The following is a 20,868-nucleotide window of genomic DNA, read 5'->3' on the forward strand; positions in this document are numbered from 1 at the left end:
ACCCTTTGGCGGGCAGATACTCTGCCTGAACGGGAATTATGATCCTGTTGGCAGCTGCCAGTGCGTTGACTGTGAGCATACCCAGGGAGGGCTGGCAGTCGATGAGGATATGGGAGTATTGCCCCTTCAGCGTGTCCAGATATTGCCGCAAGATAGTCTCACGACTCATGGCGTTTACCAGAGATACCTCCATACCGGATAACTGGATGTCCGCAGGCATCAGGTCTACGCCCTCTGAGTGGTGCAGGATACCCTCGCCGGGACGGAGCGGCTCATCCATCAAGATTCGACCCATAGCGTCGGACAAGGTAAAGGGCAGCTTGTCCGGTTGCGGATTTCCCAGGCTGATTGTCAGGCTCCCTTGTGGGTCTCCGTCGATCAGAAGGACTTTCTTTCCGGCCTGCGCCAGCCCGATTCCCAAGTTGGCACAGGTCGTTGTCTTGCCAACGCCGCCTTTCTGGTTGGCAATGGCGATGATCTGTGTGTTCAAATAAACCTCCTCCTTCTACAAAAAATATCTCTATTCCGAAAAATAGGGGATGAAAAAAGCCGCTTACTCAAATAAATGAATAAACGGCTATGTAAGAAATATTCGATTGTAAGTAAAGTTTTATATCACTGCAAAATAACGAAGTGCATCTTTGATTGCTTCTACCTTTTCTGGTGTCGGATGTTTCCTCGGCTGTTTCAATTCTTCTACCGCATTAGGAGCATCATACATCGGCAATCCCAAATTTCGCTTTACCTCTGCGATATATGCGGTATGTACCTTGAAGCCGTATTTCGCTTCTATGTACTCCTTAATCATTTTGTAGGTCACTTTTTCTTTGGGCTTGTACGCTTCGGCTCTTTTAGCAATACTATCTACCGGAATCTTGCCCTCGCCCTCTCCAAACTCCACATCAATGTGGATATAACTGTCGGCTTTTTTGTGGGACAAAAGAACTACCGTCTCCACATGAAAAGTTCTCGGGAACAGATCGAACGCCTGTGCCTTCTCGAGCGTATAGCCTGCGCCGCACAGCTCCGCCACATCGCGCGCAAGCGTTGCTGGATCGCACGAAACATACACAACCTTAGGCGGCTGCATTTTAAGGATCGCGTCGCGTGCAGTCGCGTCCAGACCCTTGCGCGGCGGATCGACCACCAACACATCAATGCCGCGCTTAGCCAACCGCTGCGCCGCCTGACCCGCATCCGCACAAAAGAACTCTGTGTTCTCCATGCCGTTGCGGAGCGCGTTGCGCTTGGCATTTTCGATGGCCTCCGGCACGATTTCCACGCCAATGGCAGTCTTTGCATGCTCGGCCAGCGCCAGCGTGATCGTACCCGCACCGCAATAGAGGTCAAGCACGGTCTCCTCGCCGGTCAGACCGGCGTAGTCCACCGCACACGCATACAGCCGCTCGGCCTGCGCGTGATTAACCTGATAAAACGCCTCGGGCGAGAGCAAAAACGTGTGCCCGCACAGGCGGTCCTCCAACATCGGCTCACCCCAGAGAACATCCGTCCGGTCACCCAGAATCACGTTGTCATCGCGCTGGTTGTGGTTGAGCAGAATACCCGTCAGCGACGGTGCTGCCGCGCGCAAACGCTCGACCAGCACGTCCAGTCCGGGCATTTTCTTGGTCGCGGAAATGAGCGTCAGCTGGCTTTCGCCGCTTTTTTCGCCCACTCGAACATAAATATGGCGAATTGTGCCGCGCTTGCTCGCATAATCGTACGGCTTGACCGAAAATTCCGTCATCCATTCACGCACCACAGCGGCAATCTTATCTGCCGTCTCGGACTGGATCAAACACCTGTCCACCGGCACAATGTCGTGGCTGCGCGGACGGTAAAAGCCGGTAACGATGCTGCCCTCTTTGTCCCGTCCGACCGGATACTGCGCCTTATTGCGGTAATGCTCAGTCGTCGGCGCACCCGTAATGCCGAGCAGCTTTGCGCCGTCCTGACCGCCAATGCGCGTCAGCGCATCACGCACCTTTTTCTCCTTTGCACGCAGTTCTTCCCCGTAGGTGATATGCTGATAACAGCAGCCGCCGCACTTGTCCGCCACCGGACATGCAGGCGCAATGCGCTGTCCCGACGGCACGATAATCTTCTCTACCCTGCCGAACGCCACATTTTTCGTCACCTTGACAATGCGGACATCACACTGATCGCCAACTGCTGTGCGCGGCACAAATACCGCCCGGCCTTCGATCTTCGCAAACCCCGTGCCGTCCGCCGTATAATCCGTAATCTGACAACGATAAACCTTGTTCTTCTGTAAATCCATTTCTTACCCCTTGATATGAGAGTGAAGAGTGGAGATTGCAGCGTGAAGAGATAAGGTGCTCTTCCCTCTCAACTCTTCACGCTCCACTCTATAATTACTAATTACTCATTCCTAATTACTAATTTTATAAGTGTATTATAGCACGAACTTCGGAGATACTGCAATCGAAAGGAGCGTGCAATTATGGCGCAGGACAGGAAAAAACAGGTCTCCGGCGAGATTCCCTTTGATTTTATGCAGGAAATGGGCCACAGTCCGCGGGCAATGGAGCAGTTCTTTGATCTGCCGTATCAGGCGCGGCAGGTGCTGACCGATGCGGTATGTATCTCAGACGAACCCGAGGAACGCCGCGCGACGGCTCTCAAGTCGCTTGCAAACGGCGGCGAAGGCTTCTGCGAACGGTTCTGACCGCTTTTCCCGCTCGAACGGCTGTACCTTACGGTGCAGCCGTTTTGCTGTATTCGCCAAAATACGCTGTCTTGACACCTTTTATTTCTAATCGCTTTTCATTGCGTTAGTGCATATTTGGTGGTAGAATAGATACTGAATTATTGTATAAACAACGACTTATATATAATGTAATGGAGAATATTTATGTGGATCGCAGATCATTGGAAGGACTACGCCGTGCTCGACTGCGGCGGCGGTGAAAAAATTGAACGATGGGGCAATCAGATTCTGCAGCGCCCCGACCCGCAGGCTATCTGGCCGCGCGACAAGGACTGCAAAATCTGGAATAAGCCGAACGCTATCTATCATCGCTCGAACGCGGGCGGAGGCAAGTGGGAAATCCGCAAGCTGCCCGAGCAGTGGGCTATCCACTACGGTGATTTGACGTTCCAGCTCAAGCCGATGAGCTTCAAGCATACCGGTCTGTTCCCCGAACAGGCTGCCAACTGGGATTTTATCGACAAGATGATCCGTCACGCAGGCCGCCCGATCAGCGTGCTCAACCTGTTCGCGTACACCGGCGGCGCTACGCTTGCGGCGGCAAACGCCGGCGCGTCCGTCTGCCACGTTGACGCATCCAAGGGCATGGTGCAGTGGGCCAAGGAGAACGCCGCGTCCTCCGGTCTGAGCGACCGCCCGATCCGCTGGATCGTGGACGACTGCAAAAAGTTCGTGCAGCGCGAGATCCGCCGCGGACGCAAGTACGACGCGATTATTATGGACCCGCCGAGCTACGGCCGCGGTCCGTCCGGCGAGACGTGGAAGATTGAGGAGGACGTTGCCGACTTCATAGACCTGACCATGGGCGTGCTGAGCGACAAGCCGCTGTTCGTGCTCATTTCCAGCTACTCCACCGGTCTGGCGCCGTCCGTAATGAGTTATCTGCTCGGCATCACCGCAGGCAGGCGTGCCGCGGGCAAGATTGAGGCGCAGGAGCTCGGCCTGCCGGTTGAATCGACCGGTCTGGTGCTGCCGTGCGGCTCTTCGGCGCGCTTTATCGCCGAGGAGTAAATTCACAGCACCCCGCCCTACGATATTTTATTTATCCGGTGTATATTGTACCATCAACCCTTTGAAATCTACCGAAGGACGAAAATAAATGAGTGAAATCATCAAAACCGAAAACCTGCAGTACGCCTATCCCACCGAGGACGGACAGCTTTCCGTTCCTGTGCTAAAGGGCGTAAATCTTTCCATCCAGCGCGGCGAGTTCGTCGCGGTGCTCGGTCACAACGGCTCGGGCAAGAGTACGCTTGCCGGCTGCTTCAATGCGATCCGTCTGCCGACCGGCGGCGTATGCTACGTTGACATGATGGACACCCGCGACGAAAACAACACCTACGATGTGCGCAAAACCGTCTCGATGGTATTCCAGAATCCGGACAACCAGCTTGTCGCCACCGTTGTTGAAGAAGATGTCGCATTCGCGCTGGAGAACATGGGCGTGCCGCCTGAGGAAATCCGCAAGCGCGTTGACGATGCACTGCGTGCCGTCGGCATGTACGAATACCGCGCACAGGCGCCGCACCGTCTGTCCGGCGGACAGAAGCAGCGAATCGCAATCGCAGGCGTTATCGCCATGATGCCGCGCTGCGTTGTACTCGATGAGCCGACCGCCATGCTCGATCCGCAGGGCCGCCGTGAGGTCATGAATGTTGTCCGTGAGCTGAACCGCAAATTCGGCATCACCGTTATCCTTATCACCCACCATATGGACGAAGCCGTGCAGGCGCAGCGTGTGGTTGTCATGCACAAGGGCAACGTGCTGATGGACGGCGCTCCGCGCGAGATTTTCACGCAGGTGGACAAGCTGCGCGCGGCTTCCCTGACCGTACCGCAGACCATCGAAGTCCTGTACGACCTCGATCAGCAGGACGGCGAAAAGCTGCCGATCGACGCACTCTCGATCGAGGAATGTGCAGATATTCTCGAACAAGAATATTTGAATTGATTATCCGAAGGAGAATCTTATGTCAACCATACTTGAAACGAGGGGCTTGACGCACGTTTACGGCGCAGGCACCCCCTTTGAGCGTGTTGCGCTTGACCATGTTGACCTGAAAATCGAAAAAGGCGAAATTCTCGGTGTGATCGGTCACACCGGTTCGGGCAAGTCTACGCTCATTCAGCACCTGAACGGTCTGCTGCAGCCGTCCGAGGGCGAGGTCCTGCTCGACGGCAAGTCCATCTGGGATGCCAAGGGCAAGTGCAGCCGCGAAACGCGCTTCCGCGTCGGTCTGGTGTTCCAGTATCCGGAGTACCAGCTGTTCGAGGAGACCATCGCAAAGGATATCGCCTACGGCCCGACCAACATGAAGCTGCCGCAGGCCGAGATTGACGAGCGCGTGCGCGAATCCATGGCGGCAGTCGGCCTTGCCCCCGAGCTTGCCGACCAGTCTCCGTTTGCGCTGTCCGGCGGTCAGAAGCGCCGCGTTGCCATCGCAGGCGTTATCGCGATGCGGCCGGATGTGCTCGTGCTCGATGAGCCGACCGCCGGTCTCGACCCGGCCGGCCGTGACGAGATTTTTGAGCTGGTCCGCAGCTACCACAAGAAGTCCGGCGCGACCATCCTCATCGTGTCCCACTCGATGGAGGATATCGCACAGATTGCCGACCGTCTGCTTGTGATGAACCACGCCAAGGTGCTGTTCTGCGACACGCCGCGCGAGGTTTTCTCGCACGCGGACGAGATCATTGCCTCAGGACTGGACATCCCGATGATCACCAAGGTCATGCTTGAGCTGAAAAAGCGCGGTCACGATGTTGATACCTCGGTCTACACCGTAGCGCAGGCAATGGATGCCCTGCGTGCCTGCAAGCGGAAGGAGGCTGCTCACGAATGCTGAAGGATATTACCCTCGGTCAGTTTTTTCCGGGCAACAGCGCGGTGCACCGTCTTGACCCGCGCGTAAAGATCGTGCTGACGGTGGCATTCATCGTGCTTCTGTTCCTCGCGCAAGGCCCGGTTTCCTATGCGCTGATCATCGCATTTCTTGCCGTTGTCATCGGTATTTCGCGTATTTCGCCCAAAATGGTGCTGCGCGGCCTCAAGCCGATCCTATTCATCGTCATTTTCACGGCGGTGCTCAACCTGTTCTATACACCGGGTACCTACATTTTCCAGTGGCACTTCCTGCACATCAGTATGGAAGGCATTAAGCTGGCCATCTTCATGGTGCTGCGTCTGATGCTGCTCATCATCGCAACTTCCATGCTCACCTACACCACCTCACCGATTCAGCTGACCGACGGCCTCGAGCGCCTGCTCTCGCCGCTCAAAAAGCTGCACGCGCCGGTGCATGAGCTGTCCATGATGATGTCGATCGCACTGCGCTTTATCCCGACCCTCATCGAAGAGACCGAGAAGATCATCTCGGCACAGAAGGCGCGCGGCGCGGATTTCGACTCCGGCAACCTGATTCAGCGTGCCAAGGCCATGATCCCGATTCTCGTTCCGCTGTTCATCTCGGCGTTCCGCCGCGCGGATGAGCTCGCTACCGCCATGGAGTGCCGACTGTACCGCGGCGATGTCGGCCGCACCCGCATGCGCCAGCTAAAGATTGCCCGCGTAGATGTTTGCGCTTTATTGTGGGTTGCGGTTTTGTTCGCAGTTGTTATTATACTCAAGCATTTTGGCCTTTGATAATTGAAAATTGATAATGGAGAATTGCGGTATCGCATAAAGTGCGATTTATTATAATCGGCGCTTTTGCACCGCACCTTCATTTTCCATTTTCCATTCTCAATTCTCCATTCACGACCCACTAAGAGTAACTGAAATGATGAAAAATATTGCAGTAGTGCTGTCTTACGACGGCACCCACTATAACGGCTGGCAGATTCAGAAAAACGGTCCTTCCATCCAAGAGAGCATGGAGGACGCGATTTTTCATCTGCTGAAGCAAAAAGTTCATGTTTCCGGTGTCGGACGCACGGATTCCGGCGTTCATGCCCGCCGGTATGTGGCAAACTTCCACGCAGACTGCACGATCCCGATGGACCGTCTGCCGTATGCGCTCAACAGCTTTCTGCCCGAGGACATTGCGGTTTCCGGCGCAGTCGAGGTTCCCGAGGACTTCGATGCGCGCTTCAACTGCACCAAAAAAGAATACGCCTATTATCTGTTTCCTTCCACCCTGCGGGACCCGTTCCACGCGCGGTACGCATATCGGTACAATTATCCGCTGGATATTACAAAAATGCAGGAAGGCGCACAGTATTTTGTCGGCAAGCAGGACTTTGCATCCGTGAGAAGTCAGGGCACACCGGTCAAGAGCACGGTTCGCACCATTTTCTGGTGCGAGGTGGAGCCGGTGGATGACCTCATCCGCATCCGCGTCTGCGGCGACGGCTTCCTGTACAACATGGTCCGCGCGATTGCGGGCACGCTGACGTATGTCGGCGGCGGCAAGCTGGCGCCCGAGCAGGTGCGCGATGTACTGCTCGCGTGCGACAGAGAGCAGGCCGGACCGACCCTGCCTGCCTGCGGTCTGTTTATGAACCGCCTGTGGTACGACGATACCCCCGAACTGGACAGATTCCGCCTGTCGGACTGACAGATTTCAAGTTTTATTCACATTTTCACCCACAAAACACGCTACAATAAGGAGGCGGGATTTCATGAGCGAACAGAACCCAAAGCAGAATATCATCCGCTTTCCGCTCTCCAGGAGGGAGCGCCGTCAACGCCTGTTCGACAGCAAGGACGCGCGTATCCGCATGACCGCCCTGCTCCGCATGCTCTGCGGCTGGGCTCTGGTGCTGGGAACAGCCATGTTCCTGATTGCCAACTACCGTATTTTTACGCCGACCTCGCTGCGCACACTCGGCAGCTATATTGCGGCCGGTATTCGCTCACATGACGGCGATATCACCACCATCAACTACGAAAACGAGACCTTCAGCGACGGTGCGCTGTTTGAATCCGGTCTGGCGTACGCGGACAGTGACGCGCTGTTCCTGTCCCGCGCGGGCAGCATGACCACGCTGCGCTATTCGCTCGGCTACTCCGATCCCGCGGTGGAGAGCAGCACGAATCATGTGCTCGTGTACGACCGCGGCGGCGTCAAAGCCGCACTGGTCGGCTCGGCAGGCGCTGTTGCGGAGCTGGAGCTGGAATCCACCATCCTGAACGGTTCGATCGGCCGCAGCGGCCGTTTCGTACTCACCACCAACGAGCACGGCTACCGTACCGCCGCTGCCGTTTACGACACCGCAGGAAAAGAGGTTTTCAAATACTGTGCATCGGAATACTATATTGTATCCGCCGTGCTCTCGCCGGACTGCAATACGCTCGGCATTCTCGCCTTCCGACAGAACGGCGTAACGCTTGAGTCCCATGTGCTGTTCTTTGATGTGTCCTCCGGCAAGCAGGTTTCGGACACCGCACTGACTGACGCGCTCGGTGTAACGCTCACTTATTCCGAGAACAACGCCGCGATCGCGCTGTGCGACACCGGCCTGTATCATGTCACCCGCAGAGGCACGGTCGATGTGCTGCTCGAGCTCAGCTCGCAAGATCTGATCGCCACTGCCTCTCAGGGCAGTACGATGGCTGTCGCTGTGCGCTCCTACCTGAACGATGCACGCAGCGATCTCTATACCGTCCGCAACGGCAGCCTGCACGGCCCGTTCGCACTGACCGAGGAGCCGACGGCGCTTGCTGTCTCCAACGCCGGTACGGCGGTGCTGTCCGCGTCCGGCGTCACGGTCTACAACACCTCTGCCGAGCCGCAGTGGCACAATGATGACGCTGTCGGCGCACGCCGTGTGCTCATGACCGATGACGGTACGGTTTTCCTGCTCTACAACCGCAACGCGCGTATCTTTACCGCGCATTCCGAACGATCCGAGGAAGTGCATGCAGATAACTGATATCAACGATATGATTTCCACAGCGGCGCAGCTGCTCAACGCGCCTGACCTTATCCTCATTGCCGTGCTGCTGGCCAACGTGTGGCTCGGTGCCCGACGCGGACTGGTCGGTGCGCTGTACGGCGTGCTCGGCCGCATCGGCATGATCGCCGCGTCGGTCGCCGCCGCCAAGTATACCGCGCCGTATATCGCGCAGTGGGTAGTCGTGCCGGCAGTCGGTCAGCTGTTTGAAAAACAGGCCGCACTTAAAACCGCCGAAGGCGTGCTGGACGGTCTGCGGCAGAGCGTCACCGAAGCGGCTGTCGGCATGTCGGAGAGCATCGCGTTCTCTATGCTTGTGGTGCTGTTCAGCGTTCTGTTCGGACGGCTCATCTGGATTTTCGGCCGCAGCCTCAAACTCATTGTGCGGCGTACACCGCTCAGCGCACTCGATTCTGCAGGCGGCGCACTCATCGGCTTTGTAACCGGCATCGTATTCGTCTGCATCCTGCTGATCGTGCTGCAGTGGCTGTTCCCGATCACCTACACATCGCTCGGCTATCTCTCGCCGGAGCGCGTCAAGCATACGCTGCTGCTAAAACAGCTGGTGGACGCTTTACCAATCGCCATTTAATGGAGAACACCTTAATTCTCCATTTTCTATTATCAATTCTCAATTCCTAAAAGGAGTTTAACCTATGAATATGCCAATGTGCTCGCGGTGCAAGAAAAACATCGCGGTGGTGTTCATCACCAAAATCGAGGGACCGGATAAGACCACCCAGGAGGGTCTGTGCCTCAAATGTGCACGCGAACTGGGTGTCAAGCCGCTCGATAACATCATGGAGCAAATGGGTATCACCGAGGATGACCTCGAAGCGCTCTCCGGTGAGATCGGCTCCCTGTCCGACCTGAACGACCTGGTTCCCGCCGGTTCGGACGGCACGGACGACGACGCCCCCCATGAGACCGATCCGGTTGCTGCCGGCACTCTGCCGGGACAGCCCGCAGGCGGCTCTCATGATGAGACCCGTACCCGTTCTTCCCGCAAGGAGGACAAAAAGCGTAAATATCTGAACAATTACTGCGAGAACCTGACCCAAAAGGCAGCAGAAGGCCGCATTGACCACATCGTGGGCCGCGACCGCGAGACCGACCGCGTCATTCAGATTTTGAACCGCCGCCAGAAGAACAACCCGTGCCTGATCGGCGAACCCGGTGTCGGCAAGACCGCCGTTGCCGAGGGTCTGGCAGTCCGCATCAACGAGGGCCGCATTCCGTTCAAGATGCGCAACAAGGAGGTCCATCTGCTCGACCTGACCGCTCTCGTGGCGGGCACGCAGTTCCGCGGCCAGTTTGAGAGCCGCATGAAGGGCCTGATCGACGAGGTAAAGCGTATCGGCAACATCATCCTTGTCATCGACGAGGTGCACAACATTGTCGGCACCGGCGATTCCGAAGGCTCGATGAACGCCGCAAACATCCTCAAGCCTGCCCTCGCCCGCGGTGACATTCAGGTCATCGGCGCGACCACGCTCAAGGAGTACCGCAAGTATATCGAGAAGGACGCCGCGCTCGAGCGCCGTTTCCAGCCGGTCTACATCGGTGAGCCGTCGGTTGCCGAGACCACCGAGATTTTGAAGGGCATCCGCTCGTACTACGAGACCTTCCACGGCGTTACTGTTTCTGATGAGATGTGCCGCCGTGCCGCTGAGATGAGCGAACGCTATATCACCGACCGTTTTCTGCCGGATAAGGCCATCGACCTGATCGACGAGGCGTGCTCGCGCCTCAATCTGGATTCTCCGCAGCTGTCCGAGATTCCCGAGCTGCAGAACGAGCTTGAGCGCCTGCAGGCACAGCTTGACGAGCTGACCCAGTCCTCTGCCCGCGCCGAGGAGGAGGAGACCTACGCCAAGATCGCCACCTGCCGCAGCCGCATTCTGCAGGTGGAGGCACAGCTGCACGAGCTGCTGACCAAGCCTGCACCGCAGGTTGACGAGCAGCTTCTGGCTGAGGTTATTGAAATCTGGACCGGCATTCCGGCATCCAAGGTAGCGGCGCAGGAGTCCGCACGCCTGCGCGATATGGAATCCCGCCTGAAATCGCACGTTATCGGTCAGGACGAAGCCGTAGACGCGGTCTGCGCGTCCATCCGCCGCAATCGCGCGGGCATCAGTCCCAAGCGCAAGCCGGCATCCTTCCTGTTCGTCGGCCCGACCGGCGTCGGCAAGACCGAGCTGGTCAAGCAGCTTGCTCTCGACCTGTTCGACTCGCCGGATGCACTCGTGCGTCTCGACATGTCCGAATATATGGAAAAGCACACAGTTTCCCGCCTGATCGGTTCCCCTCCGGGATACGTCGGCTACGATGAAGCCGGTCAGCTGACCGAGAAGATCCGCCGCCGTCCGTACTCTGTCGTTCTGTTCGACGAGATCGAGAAGGCGCATCCGGATGTACTCAATTCTCTGCTGCAGATTCTGGATGACGGCCGTCTGACCGACGCGCAGGGCCGCGTTGTCAGCTTCGAGAACACGGTCATCGTTATGACCTCGAACGCCGGTTCGCAGTCCAATAACACGCCTGCAGGCTTCGGCCGCACCGTGTCTCAGATGAGCAAGGACCGCGTGATGAAGGCTCTTGAAGAAATCATGCGTCCGGAGTTTCTCAACCGCATTGACGAGATTATCGCGTTCAACCAGCTGTCCGAGGATAACTTCCGCCATATCGCTGAGATCATGCTCGGTGAACTGCGCACCACGCTCGCGGATAAGGATATCCGCCTGACGTGGGACGACAGCCTGCTCGGTCTGCTCACCGAGAAGTCCTACTCGGTCAAGTACGGCGCCCGCAATCTGCGCCGCCTGATCGAGAAGGAGATCGAGAATCCGCTGGCCACCGCCATCGTCGCCGGTGATAAGCCGCTGATGGGCGCTCACCTGTCTGCTGTGGACGGCAAGGTAAAACTGGATACCATCTAACACGCGAAAACCGCCTGAACAGGCGGTTTTCTTTTGCACGCAGATTGACAATTCCTGTCGAATACGGTATAATCGTGTAAATTATTGGAGGTGTTATTTATGGATTTCAGCGATTCCTCGACTTTCTCCACCGCATCCGGCAAGGACTATCATTACGTTGTTCTGCAGGTTACTTTGAAGGAAAAATTTCTCGGCACCGGTTCCGGCAACCTGACCGAACTGGAAGAAGCGATTAACCATCAAGCGCAAAAGGGTTATCGTCTGCACACGATTACTACATCGAACGGCGGCAGCAAGGGTCTGATGGGCGGCGACCGCATTCAGGCAACCATGGTATTCGAAAAGGTTATTTAACAAAGCAAAAACCGCTCTTTCGAGCGGTTTTTGCTATTTATCTGCGAATTGGAACCAGAACTTCGGTCCGATTTCGGTATTCTCCGCTCCGCAGGCGTATCCATGCAGATCGAACACGGTTTTCGCAATCGACAGTCCCAATCCGTCGCCTTTTGCGCTGCGCGACGGATCGGCCTGATAATACGCCTCCCACAGCCGCGGCAGCGCGTCCGCCGGAATGGCATCGCCGGTATTCGTCACCGAGAGCACGCCGTCCGCGAGGTGCACCGTGATGCAGCCGTCTGCCGGCGTATGCTGCACGGCGTTCTCAAGCAGAGCGTCCAGTGCCCGCGTGAGCAGTGCCCTGTCCGCATTGACCTCGTATTCGCCCTGTGCTGCAAATTCGGTGTGGATGGTGGAATCGGCCGGCAGAGCCGCCTGCAGGCGCTCCTGCGCCAATTCTGCCAGAGAGAACGCGGTTCGCCGCAAAGCCTTTGCGCCGGTCTCCAGCCTCGACAGTTCAAGCATGTGCCGCACACTGCCGTCCATCCGCTGCGCCTGCTGCTGAATGACACCCAGATAGTGCGCCTGCTTTTCCGGTGCAAGGTTGTCACCGAGCAGCTCGGCGGTGGCGCTGAGCACGGAAAGCGGCGTTTTCAGCTCGTGCGCGAGCGCGGCTGTCGTTTCGCGGCGTACCCGCTCTATGCGCTCCTGTTTGCGCCAGACGCGCAGCTGCGCACCGGACAGCACTGCCGCGCAGAATAGCGCCAGTACCAGACTGAACGCCCATACGGGAATCAGTACCGGCAGCAAGGCTTTGAGCGGATATCCTTCCGCCGCATAGGACACCAGCACAGCGCCGCTTTCCGCAAACGGACAATATCTGATCGTCCGCCGGTACGTTCGCACGAGCCACAGCTTCTCGACCGTTTGGCTGCTGTTTGTGCGGCTCGGGTATTCTGCCCATTCCCGCAGCGCCTGCCGCGCGGGCGAGGACAGGGATTCCGCAATCTGTTCGGTCGTGGCGCCGTTCGGTCCGGGGCACACCAAGCGATTACAACTCATGGTTTTCATCGTCAGACCTTTCACCTGCTCCGCGTCATATGCGCATTCAATCGTGCGCACCTCTCCGGTCGGCTCCCAAGTGCCGCTCTTGGTCGGCTCGATCGTGATGGATTTCAGATAGGCGTCATCGCGGTATCCGGGCACGCTGTCCACCCACGCCTCAAAGGTTATCTTCGGCAGCGATTCTATTTTCGACTCGCCTGTGCCCGCACCCGCAAGAACCGCCTCGCACACCTCGCGCGGCTGACCGCTCATATCCACGCGGTACAGGTTGTCTCCCTCGATCAACTCAAGCCACCAGCGGTTGCTTTGCAGAACTTTGCCGGATTTCAGGTCGGTGATAGCGGTCTCGATGATCTGCAGATTGGGCGGGTCTGCGCTGTCCGCCATGAATACCGGCTTGCTCAATCGTCTGCGCAGTTCCGTCTCGTCCGTCGTGTCATAGCTCGAGGGATCAAGCAAACAATCGGTATCCTCTCCCATCAGCTTGTCCGATTTGCTTTCCATTTCCGCCAGCATGAGCTTTGCACGCTGCTGCGACAGCAGGACGGTGAACACCGCCATCACTGCCAGCCAGAATGCAAGGAAGCCCGCGCCGATTCGTGTGAAAAAGCTCCAAAAGGTTCTACGTTTGGTTTTCATCTCCGTCCACCTCCAGCTTATAGCCGCGCTTCACCACGGTTTTGATGCAGTCCGCATGCGGACCGAGTGCGCGGCGCAGCTTTTTGATGTGCCCGTCGATCACCCGGTCCGTGCCGTCAAAATCCCAGCCCCACGCAAGATTAAGCAGCTCATCTCGAGTAAGCACGCGGTTTTTGCGCTCCATCAGCGCCCGCAGCAAAGCAAATTCCTTGGGCGGCAGGTCAATGCGCCTGCCGTTCGCTGTGACAATCCCCCGTTCCGGGTCGAGTGACAGGGTACCCGCTGTCAACGTATTTCCGGCATTCAAGCCCCGCGCTCGCCGCAGAAGCGCCAGCGCCTTGGCGTACAGCACCGCCAGCGAAAACGGCTTGACCACATAATCGTCCGCACCGAGGCCGTAGCCGTGCAGCTTGTCCTGCTCGTCCTCGCGCGCCGTGACGAACAGAATGGGCGCGTCTCCCTGCTGCCGTGCTGCGCGGCACAGCGCGAAGCCATCCGTGCCCGGCAGCATGATGTCAAGCAGCAGCAGGTCGAACCGCCGGGTCTCGATCAGGTGCAGCGCCGTGTCGCCGTCCGGCGCAGACACAACCGAGAAATCGCCGCCGCTCTTTGCGGTGAAGTAGTCGGTCAGCACCTCCCGCATGGCCTGTTCATCCTCGGCCAGTAAGATCGTTGCTTTCATGCTCTCTCCCTCCTTTGATTACAGTATAGCATGACCGTCTGCCCTTTTGATGTTCTTTGCAAATTTGGCCGAAAAAAGTTTTTAAAAAAAATTTTAAAAAAGATGTTGACATTATAGGGTTTTATTGATATACTAAATGAGCGTCAGAAAGACCCGCGGGTGTAGTTCAATGGTAGAATGTCAGCCTTCCAAGCTGAACACGTGGGTTCGATTCCCATCACCCGCTCCATTTTCTTCGAATGGGTTTGTCGGAATTGATATGCGCCAGTAGCTCAGCCGGATAGAGCAACTGCCTTCTAAGCAGTAGGCCGGGGGTTCGAATCCCTCCTGGCGTGCCATTTCCGTCGGCTGCAAACTTTATATGGTGGGTATAGCTCAGTTGGTTAGAGCATCGGATTGTGGTTCCGAGGGTCGAGGGTTCGAGTCCCTTTACCCACCCCATATAACCCTGTGACGCGCTGCGAACGCAGCGCGTTATCTTTAGGGTAACGCTGTTTCGAGCAAACGAATACGGGGGCGTCGCCAAGCGGTAAGGCATCGGCCTTTGACGCCGACATTCGCTGGTTCGAATCCAGCCGTCCCTGCCATTATGGCAGATTTTGAATCCTTGGATTCGAAAGGCGGCTCTTGCCGCAGCAAAAGCGAATCCAGCCGTCCCTGCCATTATGTCATACGACTTAATTTCATACTCAGCGCAAAACTTTTTTGACCTGACCCAGTAGCTCAGTCGGCAGAGCACCTGCCTTTTAAGCAGGGTGTCCGGGGTTCGAATCCCCGCTGGGTCACCAAAATGGAAGTTTAGCTCAGCTGGGAGAGCATCTGCCTTACAAGCAGAGGGTCACAGGTTCGAGCCCTGTAACTTCCACCACATTTTCAGCACTCACGAAAGCGAGTGCTTTTCTTTTGCTTTTGCAGCTGGGTTCGTCATGTACCAACCGGCAGAGGGTCACAGGTTCGAGCCCTGTAGCTTCCACCATCAAGCACTTACGAAAGTAAGTGCTTTTTCTTTTAATCTTTATTTTAATCTTTAGCAGAGACCATTCCCGACACCGGTTTTGCTTGGCACACGAGGCGCGTATGCGCTACGCCCTGTCCGAGCGGTAGCTTTTTCAGCACCGGCTGAGCGGAGTACTCGAACTGCGTAAGCGTGTTCGTCCCTAACGGACGGGATGTTTTTCGCTGAGATTCAGCGGGGATGTGCCTACCCGGCAGGGGCACAAGAGGGTAGACACCTACGGTTTCCACTCTCTGATTTTCATCCCTTTCCCTTGTTTGTTAGTCTGACGCAGACCAGAGACCGGCGACCGCTTCGAAATGGGGAACGGCAGTCGGGTTACTCTACCGTATCTTTCGTGAAATATTCGCAGTTCACAGACAGCGTACTGCTGCACATACGGTTAAGGCCATACCGCAAGCGCGACACGAGGTGAATCGCCGAAGATCAAGAGAGGGGCCCTGGGTGATAACAGTGTTGCACAACTCGTCGGTCTGGTGGCGATGGACAACACCTGCGAATCTAACAATTAGTACAATCTACCCCGCAGGGTGCGCTGAGGTCGGTACATCATCCGGAATGTCAACGGTCGGCTTGCTGCTGCCGCCGCCACCGCCGGACGATCTGCGGGTCCATACGCCAATCAGCTTGACATCCTGCTGAATGTCCTTGATCTCGGTTACAACATCACCACTACCGTTGATCCGCCAGCCGCTGAACGTGTAGCGGCTCTGCGAGGTGGTCTGTACCGGTGCGACGGTGTAGCTGCCGCCCTTCTTAACCTTTGCTGCCGCCGGAACTGCGCCTGCGTCAGACGGAATGTCGCCGGTTACTTCGTAGGTTACGCTGCAGAGCTGACCGTGTGCAGCCTTGAGCGCCAGTGCATCGGAAACAGCCTCTTCGCTAACCGTATATTCGTCAGCGTAGTAGGCATCGCCTTCACCATCACCGTTCCAGCGCTTGTAGGCATTGTCCGTCAGCTTTTCCTTGCCGTCGTGATACCAGCCTACGATCGGGTCGTTGCAGCCGTCCAGTACCCAGTCCTTGCCGACAGGGGCAAAAGTGATGCGGCCATCGCAAGTGTAAGTTTTATACTTATAGGTACCGTTGTAAATATCATCGCCAGCAATCAGTGCATGGTTGTTATACAGCTGTGCACCAGCAGAAACAGTAATTTCACCGTAATTGCGGATACCGCCGCCATACTGAGTTTTGCTGCCGTTGTTCTTGATAACTGTGTCGGCACCGATTTCGATCATACCGCAGTTTCTGATTGCGGAAACTGCATTGTCAATCAAATTTACGGTTGCATTATCTGCAAACCGGACATTTGCGTTAGCCGGATCAGCGGTTCTTATAGCCAGAGCACCGACATAGTAACCCTCTACGACTTCCTTGGATACAGAATTACCGGTGCCGGTAATTGTCAGCGCTGTACCGTCCTGTACATCAACATTGCCGCCGTGCATGAAGATACCGCTGTGAGCGTTATCCTTATTTGCTTGTAATTTTTGTACAGCCTGAAAACTTCAATTTTCAAACAAAAAGGACGTGCCTTTTGGCACGTCCTTCCGCTTACGCTTTATCCAGCAGCTTGATGATTTCTGCGATCTTCTGCTCACGCTCGTTCTGATCTCCGGTCTCAAACGCATCCTGCACACAGCCGGAAAGGTGTCCGCGAAGAACCTCCCTCTGTGCCTTATGCACCAGCGATTCCACCGCCTGCAGCTGCATCATAATATCCATGCAGTAGCGGTTGTCCTCGATCATTTTGAGCACGCCGTCGATCTGCCCGCGCGCGGTTTTGAGCAGCGGCTCGACCTTTTTACGATCTGCCATCATTTGATGTCAACCACCTCATAGCCCGCCTCGGTGACGGCTGCGGTCAGAACGGCATCCTCCGGCAGCGTTTTGCCCGAAACGACTGCCTTGCCTGCATCCAGATCGACCGCAACATCACAGCCGGCTGCTGCACCCTCGAGTGCCTTTTTGACATGTGCCACGCAGTGCTGACACATCATGCCATCAACCTTGATTGTCTTTTCCATAACATTTTCCTCCTTTTTATGTGCCGTAAGCGGCTTTTCGCCGCTTATGGGCAAAACAGCAGGCGTCCCCGCCGTTTTTCTCGGTGTTGCGCTGAAAAAGCGCAGGCGCAGCGCGTTGGATACCACGCAGACGGACGAAAGGCTCATTGCCGCCGCGCCGATCATCGGACTGAGCTTGATGCCAAACGGTACCCACAGCAGACCCGCCGCAATCGGAATGCCGATGCAGTTGTAGAAGAACGCCCAGAACAGGTTCTGGCGAATGTTGCGCATAGTCCGGCGCGACAGCCGGATGGCGTCCACCGCGTCCATCAGGTCGCTCTTCATCAGCACAACGTCCGCAGACGAGATAGCCACGTCCGTGCCTGCACCAATCGCAATGCCGACATCGGCACGCGCAAGCGCCGGTGCATCGTTGATGCCGTCGCCAATCATGGCAACCTTGCGATTCTTGCCCTGCTTTTCGCGCACGATGCGCTCCTTGTCCTGCGGGAGCACCTCAGCGATCACATCGGTCACGCCAAGCTCGGACGCGATAGACTGGGCGGTTTTCTTATTGTCGCCGGTGAGCAGCGTTACGTCGATGTGCATGCTGCGCAGCGCTTCGACTGCCGCCTTGCTGGTCGGCTTGAGCACATCAGCGACCGCAAAAATGCCGACAATCTGGCGGTTTGCTGCAAAGAACAGCGGCGTTTTGCCTGCCGCGGCGAACTCATCGCCCAGCTTTTGCATCGATCCGGACAGCGCGAGACCGTTGGCGAGCAGCATGCGGCGGTTGCCCGCAAAGCACGGCACGCCGTCCACGGATGCGCGAATGCCCTGCCCCTCGAGCATCTCAAAGTCGGTTACCGAACGCTCCTGCGCGTTCTTCTCGCGTGCATAGCGCACAATGGCGTCCGCCAGCGGATGGTCACTGCGGCTCTCGAGTGACAGCGCCAGCGAGAGCAGGTCAGCCGACTCCACGCCGAAGGATTTTACGTCGGTTACGACCGGACGTCCTTCGGTTACGGTGCCGGTCTTATCCATAATAACTGCGTTTACGTTGTGCAGATTCTCGAGCGCCTCCGCCGACTGGAACAGCACGCCGTTTTTCGCACCGACACCCGTGCCGACCATGATAGCGACCGGCGTTGCCAGTCCCAGTGCGCACGGGCACGAGATGACCAGAACCGAAATCGCGCGTGTGAGCGCAAAGCTCGGCGTTTCGCCAGCCAGCAGCCAGATGATTGCCGTCACGAGCGCAATACCCATAACGACCGGCACAAACACGCCTGCCACCTTATCCGCCAGCTTGGCGATCGGCGCCTTGGACGCGCCTGCCTCCTCTACCAGACGGATGATCTGGCTCAGAGTCGTATCGTCACCGACACGCGACGCTTTCATGACAACATAGCCGCTCTTGGACACGGTAGCACCGATCACGGTATCGCCGACATGCTTTTCGACCGGCATGCTCTCACCGGTGATGGCGCTTTCGTCCAGATACGCGCTGCCCTCGGTGATCTCGCCGTCAACCGGCACGGACTGACCGCCGCGCACGATAACGAGATCGCCAACCTGTACCTGCTCAATCGGCAGCTGCATGGTCTGACCGCCACGAATGACCTCGGCGGTCTGCGGACGCAGGTCCATCAGTGCCGCGATGGCTTCGCCTGTCTTGCGCTTGGCACGCGCTTCAAAGAACTTGCCGAGCGTTACCAGCGTCAAAATCATGCCTGCGGACTCAAAATACAGGTCGTGCATAAAGCTGTGGGCTGCCTCTGGCGTGGGCGCGAGCGCGATTTGAATCAGCGCGTAAATGCCGTACACGAGCGCCGCACCCGAGCCGACGGCGATAAGCGCGTCCATCGTCGGGGCACGATGCAGCAGCGTTTTGAAGCCGTTGATATAATACTTGCGGTTGATAATGACGATCGGCAGCGTGAGGATCAGCTCCGTGAGCGCCAGATTGAACATGCCGTCCATACCTGCCGCATAGGACGGCAGCGGCAGCCCGACCATCTCGCCCATCGAGAAGTACATCAAAACGACCATGAACACCGCCGAAACAATAATGCGGGTCTTCATTTCCTTCAGCGCCTCGTCCGCCTGCGGGCTTTGCGCCGGAGCCGATGTCTGCCTGCCGTCGTCCACCGCAGCCGTGTAGCCGCCGGACTCAACCACCTTTATAATCGTCTGTGCGTCGCACGCGTTTTCGTCGTACTCGACCGCCATGCTGCCGGCGAGCAGATTTACCTGCACGCCGCTGACACCCGGCACCGCCGAAACGCTTTTCTCCACATGGGCGGAGCAGGCCGCACAGCTCATGCCGCCCACCCGAAACCGTTGTTTCATATCGCATCTCCTATCTATACCCCTCCCCCAAGGGAGGGGGTTCTCATTTACAGACACAGTATACACCCAGGGAACAGTCTTGTCAATAACAAAGTTAGTCTTGACGAACGCCCATAAAATATGGTATGATAACTATAATTAATGGTAGTTGAAGTAGTCCATAGGACGAAGTAGACGAAAGTTTACTTCGTCCTATTTTTTTGCGTTCAGCTGCATTTCTATTCGTTATCAAAAAATATTTCACATACACAAAAAGGAGAAAACAAAATGCCAAAAAACAAATTTCAGGACGTTATTTACACCATTATCATGGCTTCTGTCATGGTATACGGCATGGTAGCGTACAACATCGTGCTGAACACCGGTTCCATGCAGAACTGGGTATTTCTCGCAGTGTTCCACGAGTGGCCGATTATGACTGTTATCGCAATTCTGCTCGAGCTGGTGTTTGTCGGCAAACTGGCGATGAAGGTTGCATTCCGCCTTGTCAATCCGCGTGAAGCCAGCCAGACCAGCATTATGCTTGCCATCTCGGCTGCATCCGTATGGCTGATGTGCCCGTGCATGAGCTTCTTTGCCACCCTGCTGTTCAAGGACAGCCATAACGCACAGTTCTTTGCAATCTGGGTACAGACCACCGTTATGAACTTCCCGATGGCACTGCTGTGGCAGTTCTTTGCAGCCGGTCCGCTGGTGCGCCGCATTTTCGGTCTGCTGTTCCGGGAGAACGCAGACAAGTCCTCTGCGGCGGAGATGGAGTCGGTTTAATCTTCAATCGATAATTTTGATTTGCCGGTTTACTCGGCACCGGTTTTGCGGGGCGCACGAGTTGCGTTAGCAATACGCCCTTTCCGGGCGGGAAGGTTTTCGCTTAATCTCAACGGAGAGCTGCGCTCTGCGGAGCGCGGGGACGTGCTCTGACGCCGCGCGGGCGCATAAGAGGGATGGACACCTAAGGTTTGCCCGTAGGCCACTAAACCTTTTTCCCGCGCCGTGCGCGGATTTAATGAGTGCGTACCCCTCTTATGAATCTCCCCGTTTCCTCTTAACACGGCGACATTTGCAGAACTGAGACTATAAAGGAACGGCAGAGGATTCTTTCTGCCGTAGGGGTGGCCAATGGCCGCCCATTTCTTTACCTCTACGCAATGCCAGATTCCGTACTGCTACACATATCGGCTACTCTCCGCAGGCGCGACACAAGG

Annotated in this window: 18 protein-coding genes and 6 tRNA genes; 17 read left to right on the forward strand and 7 right to left on the reverse strand. The window is 56.6% G+C overall.

All coding sequences use genetic code 11. The features are described 5' to 3' along the window. Both PGS25_RS03815 and rlmD read right to left on the reverse strand, forming a co-directional pair. The coding region (locus PGS25_RS03815; RefSeq protein ID WP_270417759.1) for a ParA family protein at positions 1-490 on the reverse strand (490 nt) is incomplete at its 3' end. A 120-nt stretch (positions 491-610) separates the two neighbouring features. Continuing rightward, complete coding sequence (rlmD, locus tag PGS25_RS03820) at positions 611-2,281, reverse strand: 23S rRNA (uracil(1939)-C(5))-methyltransferase RlmD (RefSeq protein ID WP_270417760.1); 1,671 nt, start codon at positions 2,279-2,281, stop codon at positions 611-613. Between the two features lie 183 nt (positions 2,282-2,464). On the opposite strand from rlmD, the gene PGS25_RS03825 reads away from it, so the two are divergent. From PGS25_RS03825 to PGS25_RS03870, 10 genes are all read left to right on the forward strand, one after another. Continuing rightward, complete coding sequence (locus PGS25_RS03825) at positions 2,465-2,689, forward strand: hypothetical protein (protein ID WP_118478196.1); 225 nt, start codon at positions 2,465-2,467, stop codon at positions 2,687-2,689. A 186-nt stretch (positions 2,690-2,875) separates the two neighbouring features. Continuing rightward, positions 2,876-3,742 carry a class I SAM-dependent methyltransferase gene (locus PGS25_RS03830; protein WP_270417761.1) on the forward strand — a complete coding sequence of 289 codons (867 nt, stop codon included), beginning with the start codon at positions 2,876-2,878 and terminating at the stop codon, positions 3,740-3,742. Positions 3,743-3,830: 88 nt separating this feature from the next. After that, the gene (locus PGS25_RS03835; protein ID WP_270417762.1) at positions 3,831-4,682 is read left to right on the forward strand and encodes an energy-coupling factor transporter ATPase; all 852 of its coding nucleotides are present in this window, start codon (positions 3,831-3,833) and stop codon (positions 4,680-4,682) included. A 19-nt stretch (positions 4,683-4,701) separates the two neighbouring features. Continuing rightward, positions 4,702-5,577 carry an energy-coupling factor transporter ATPase gene (locus tag PGS25_RS03840; protein WP_270417763.1) on the forward strand — a complete coding sequence of 292 codons (876 nt, stop codon included), beginning with the start codon at positions 4,702-4,704 and terminating at the stop codon, positions 5,575-5,577. Further along, positions 5,571-6,374, forward strand: a complete 804-nt coding sequence (locus PGS25_RS03845) for an energy-coupling factor transporter transmembrane component T family protein (protein ID WP_270417764.1) — start codon at positions 5,571-5,573, stop codon at positions 6,372-6,374. Before PGS25_RS03840 ends, PGS25_RS03845 begins: the two co-directional genes overlap by 7 nt. A 136-nt stretch (positions 6,375-6,510) precedes the next feature. Next, positions 6,511-7,287 carry a tRNA pseudouridine(38-40) synthase TruA gene (gene truA / locus PGS25_RS03850; RefSeq protein ID WP_270417765.1) on the forward strand — a complete coding sequence of 259 codons (777 nt, stop codon included), beginning with the start codon at positions 6,511-6,513 and terminating at the stop codon, positions 7,285-7,287. Between the two features lie 64 nt (positions 7,288-7,351). After that, a complete protein-coding gene (locus PGS25_RS03855; protein ID WP_270417766.1) occupies positions 7,352-8,605 on the forward strand; it encodes a DUF5711 family protein in 1,254 nt (417 codons plus the stop codon). Continuing rightward, the gene (locus PGS25_RS03860; RefSeq protein ID WP_270417767.1) at positions 8,592-9,218 is read left to right on the forward strand and encodes a CvpA family protein; all 627 of its coding nucleotides are present in this window, start codon (positions 8,592-8,594) and stop codon (positions 9,216-9,218) included. Before PGS25_RS03855 ends, PGS25_RS03860 begins: the two co-directional genes overlap by 14 nt. A 64-nt stretch (positions 9,219-9,282) precedes the next feature. Continuing rightward, positions 9,283-11,565: an ATP-dependent Clp protease ATP-binding subunit gene (locus PGS25_RS03865; RefSeq protein WP_270417768.1), complete on the forward strand. Its 2,283-nt coding sequence runs from the start codon at positions 9,283-9,285 to the stop codon at positions 11,563-11,565. A gap of 99 nt (positions 11,566-11,664) precedes the next feature. Beyond that, positions 11,665-11,919 carry a DUF4177 domain-containing protein gene (locus tag PGS25_RS03870; RefSeq protein ID WP_181967608.1) on the forward strand — a complete coding sequence of 85 codons (255 nt, stop codon included), beginning with the start codon at positions 11,665-11,667 and terminating at the stop codon, positions 11,917-11,919. Positions 11,920-11,952: 33 nt separating this feature from the next. Here the strand turns inward: PGS25_RS03870 and PGS25_RS03875 are convergent, their stop codons facing one another. Further along, positions 11,953-13,605, reverse strand: coding sequence for a sensor histidine kinase (locus PGS25_RS03875; RefSeq protein WP_270417769.1), 1,653 nt, complete (start codon positions 13,603-13,605; stop codon positions 11,953-11,955). Continuing rightward, positions 13,589-14,287, reverse strand: a complete 699-nt coding sequence (locus PGS25_RS03880) for a response regulator transcription factor (protein ID WP_118284690.1) — start codon at positions 14,285-14,287, stop codon at positions 13,589-13,591. The genes PGS25_RS03875 and PGS25_RS03880 overlap by 17 nt, the downstream gene beginning before the upstream one ends. A gap of 155 nt (positions 14,288-14,442) precedes the next feature. Here PGS25_RS03880 and PGS25_RS03885 point away from each other — a divergent pair. The 6 genes from PGS25_RS03885 (at position 14,443) to PGS25_RS03910 (ending at position 15,155) form a co-directional block, all read left to right on the forward strand. After that, positions 14,443-14,516, forward strand: a tRNA-Gly gene (locus PGS25_RS03885). A 32-nt stretch (positions 14,517-14,548) separates the two neighbouring features. After that, positions 14,549-14,625: transfer RNA gene (locus PGS25_RS03890), tRNA-Arg, on the forward strand. Positions 14,626-14,651: 26 nt separating this feature from the next. After that, positions 14,652-14,728, forward strand: a tRNA-His gene (locus PGS25_RS03895). 71 nt (positions 14,729-14,799) lie between these two features. After that, a tRNA-Gln gene (locus PGS25_RS03900) sits at positions 14,800-14,874 on the forward strand. A 125-nt stretch (positions 14,875-14,999) separates the two neighbouring features. Then, positions 15,000-15,075, forward strand: a tRNA-Lys gene (locus tag PGS25_RS03905). A gap of 4 nt (positions 15,076-15,079) precedes the next feature. After that, positions 15,080-15,155 (forward strand) — tRNA-Val (locus tag PGS25_RS03910). Positions 15,156-15,820: 665 nt separating this feature from the next. On the opposite strand, the gene PGS25_RS03915 is transcribed toward PGS25_RS03910, so the two are convergent. The 3 genes from PGS25_RS03915 to PGS25_RS03925 all read right to left on the reverse strand — a co-directional run bounded on the left by PGS25_RS03915 (position 15,821) and on the right by PGS25_RS03925 (position 19,663). Then, positions 15,821-16,750 carry a hypothetical protein gene (locus PGS25_RS03915; RefSeq protein ID WP_270417770.1) on the reverse strand — a complete coding sequence of 310 codons (930 nt, stop codon included), beginning with the start codon at positions 16,748-16,750 and terminating at the stop codon, positions 15,821-15,823. A 106-nt stretch (positions 16,751-16,856) separates the two neighbouring features. After that, positions 16,857-17,123 (reverse strand): metal-sensing transcriptional repressor, encoded by a 267-nt coding sequence (locus PGS25_RS03920; protein WP_118478176.1) that lies wholly within the window; start codon positions 17,121-17,123, stop codon positions 16,857-16,859. Continuing rightward, on the reverse strand, positions 17,120-19,663 hold the full coding sequence (locus PGS25_RS03925) for a heavy metal translocating P-type ATPase (protein ID WP_270417771.1): 2,544 nt from the start codon (positions 19,661-19,663) through the stop codon (positions 17,120-17,122). The genes PGS25_RS03920 and PGS25_RS03925 overlap by 4 nt, the downstream gene beginning before the upstream one ends. 267 nt (positions 19,664-19,930) lie before the next feature. Between PGS25_RS03925 and PGS25_RS03930 the strand changes: the two genes are divergently transcribed. After that, positions 19,931-20,431 (forward strand): DUF2798 domain-containing protein, encoded by a 501-nt coding sequence (locus PGS25_RS03930; RefSeq protein WP_118645998.1) that lies wholly within the window; start codon positions 19,931-19,933, stop codon positions 20,429-20,431. The last annotated feature ends 437 nt before the right edge of the window (positions 20,432-20,868 follow it).

It is taken from the genome of Butyricicoccus sp. AM78-15b2TA, from assembly GCF_027665985.1.
Lineage (GTDB): Bacteria > Bacillota > Clostridia > Oscillospirales > Butyricicoccaceae > Agathobaculum > Agathobaculum butyriciproducens.

Excerpts from the sequence above, each read along its gene's own strand:
- rlmD (WP_270417760.1), bottom strand. The coding sequence starts at position 2,281 with ATGGATTTACAGAAGAACAAGGTTTATCGTTGTCAGATTACGGATTAT.
- PGS25_RS03825 (WP_118478196.1), top strand. The coding sequence starts at position 2,465 with ATGGCGCAGGACAGGAAAAAACAGGTCTCCGGCGAGATTCCCTTTGAT.
- PGS25_RS03830 (WP_270417761.1), top strand. The coding sequence starts at position 2,876 with ATGTGGATCGCAGATCATTGGAAGGACTACGCCGTGCTCGACTGCGGC.
- PGS25_RS03835 (WP_270417762.1), top strand. The coding sequence starts at position 3,831 with ATGAGTGAAATCATCAAAACCGAAAACCTGCAGTACGCCTATCCCACC.
- PGS25_RS03840 (WP_270417763.1), top strand. The coding sequence starts at position 4,702 with ATGTCAACCATACTTGAAACGAGGGGCTTGACGCACGTTTACGGCGCA.
- PGS25_RS03845 (WP_270417764.1), top strand. The coding sequence starts at position 5,571 with ATGCTGAAGGATATTACCCTCGGTCAGTTTTTTCCGGGCAACAGCGCG.
- truA (WP_270417765.1), top strand. The coding sequence starts at position 6,511 with ATGATGAAAAATATTGCAGTAGTGCTGTCTTACGACGGCACCCACTAT.
- PGS25_RS03855 (WP_270417766.1), top strand. The coding sequence starts at position 7,352 with ATGAGCGAACAGAACCCAAAGCAGAATATCATCCGCTTTCCGCTCTCC.
- PGS25_RS03860 (WP_270417767.1), top strand. The coding sequence starts at position 8,592 with ATGCAGATAACTGATATCAACGATATGATTTCCACAGCGGCGCAGCTG.
- PGS25_RS03865 (WP_270417768.1), top strand. The coding sequence starts at position 9,283 with ATGAATATGCCAATGTGCTCGCGGTGCAAGAAAAACATCGCGGTGGTG.
- PGS25_RS03870 (WP_181967608.1), top strand. The coding sequence starts at position 11,665 with ATGGATTTCAGCGATTCCTCGACTTTCTCCACCGCATCCGGCAAGGAC.
- PGS25_RS03875 (WP_270417769.1), bottom strand. The coding sequence starts at position 13,605 with ATGAAAACCAAACGTAGAACCTTTTGGAGCTTTTTCACACGAATCGGC.
- PGS25_RS03880 (WP_118284690.1), bottom strand. The coding sequence starts at position 14,287 with ATGAAAGCAACGATCTTACTGGCCGAGGATGAACAGGCCATGCGGGAG.
- PGS25_RS03915 (WP_270417770.1), bottom strand. The coding sequence starts at position 16,750 with ATGCACGGCGGCAATGTTGATGTACAGGACGGTACAGCGCTGACAATT.
- PGS25_RS03920 (WP_118478176.1), bottom strand. The coding sequence starts at position 17,123 with ATGATGGCAGATCGTAAAAAGGTCGAGCCGCTGCTCAAAACCGCGCGC.
- PGS25_RS03925 (WP_270417771.1), bottom strand. The coding sequence starts at position 19,663 with ATGAAACAACGGTTTCGGGTGGGCGGCATGAGCTGTGCGGCCTGCTCC.
- PGS25_RS03930 (WP_118645998.1), top strand. The coding sequence starts at position 19,931 with ATGCCAAAAAACAAATTTCAGGACGTTATTTACACCATTATCATGGCT.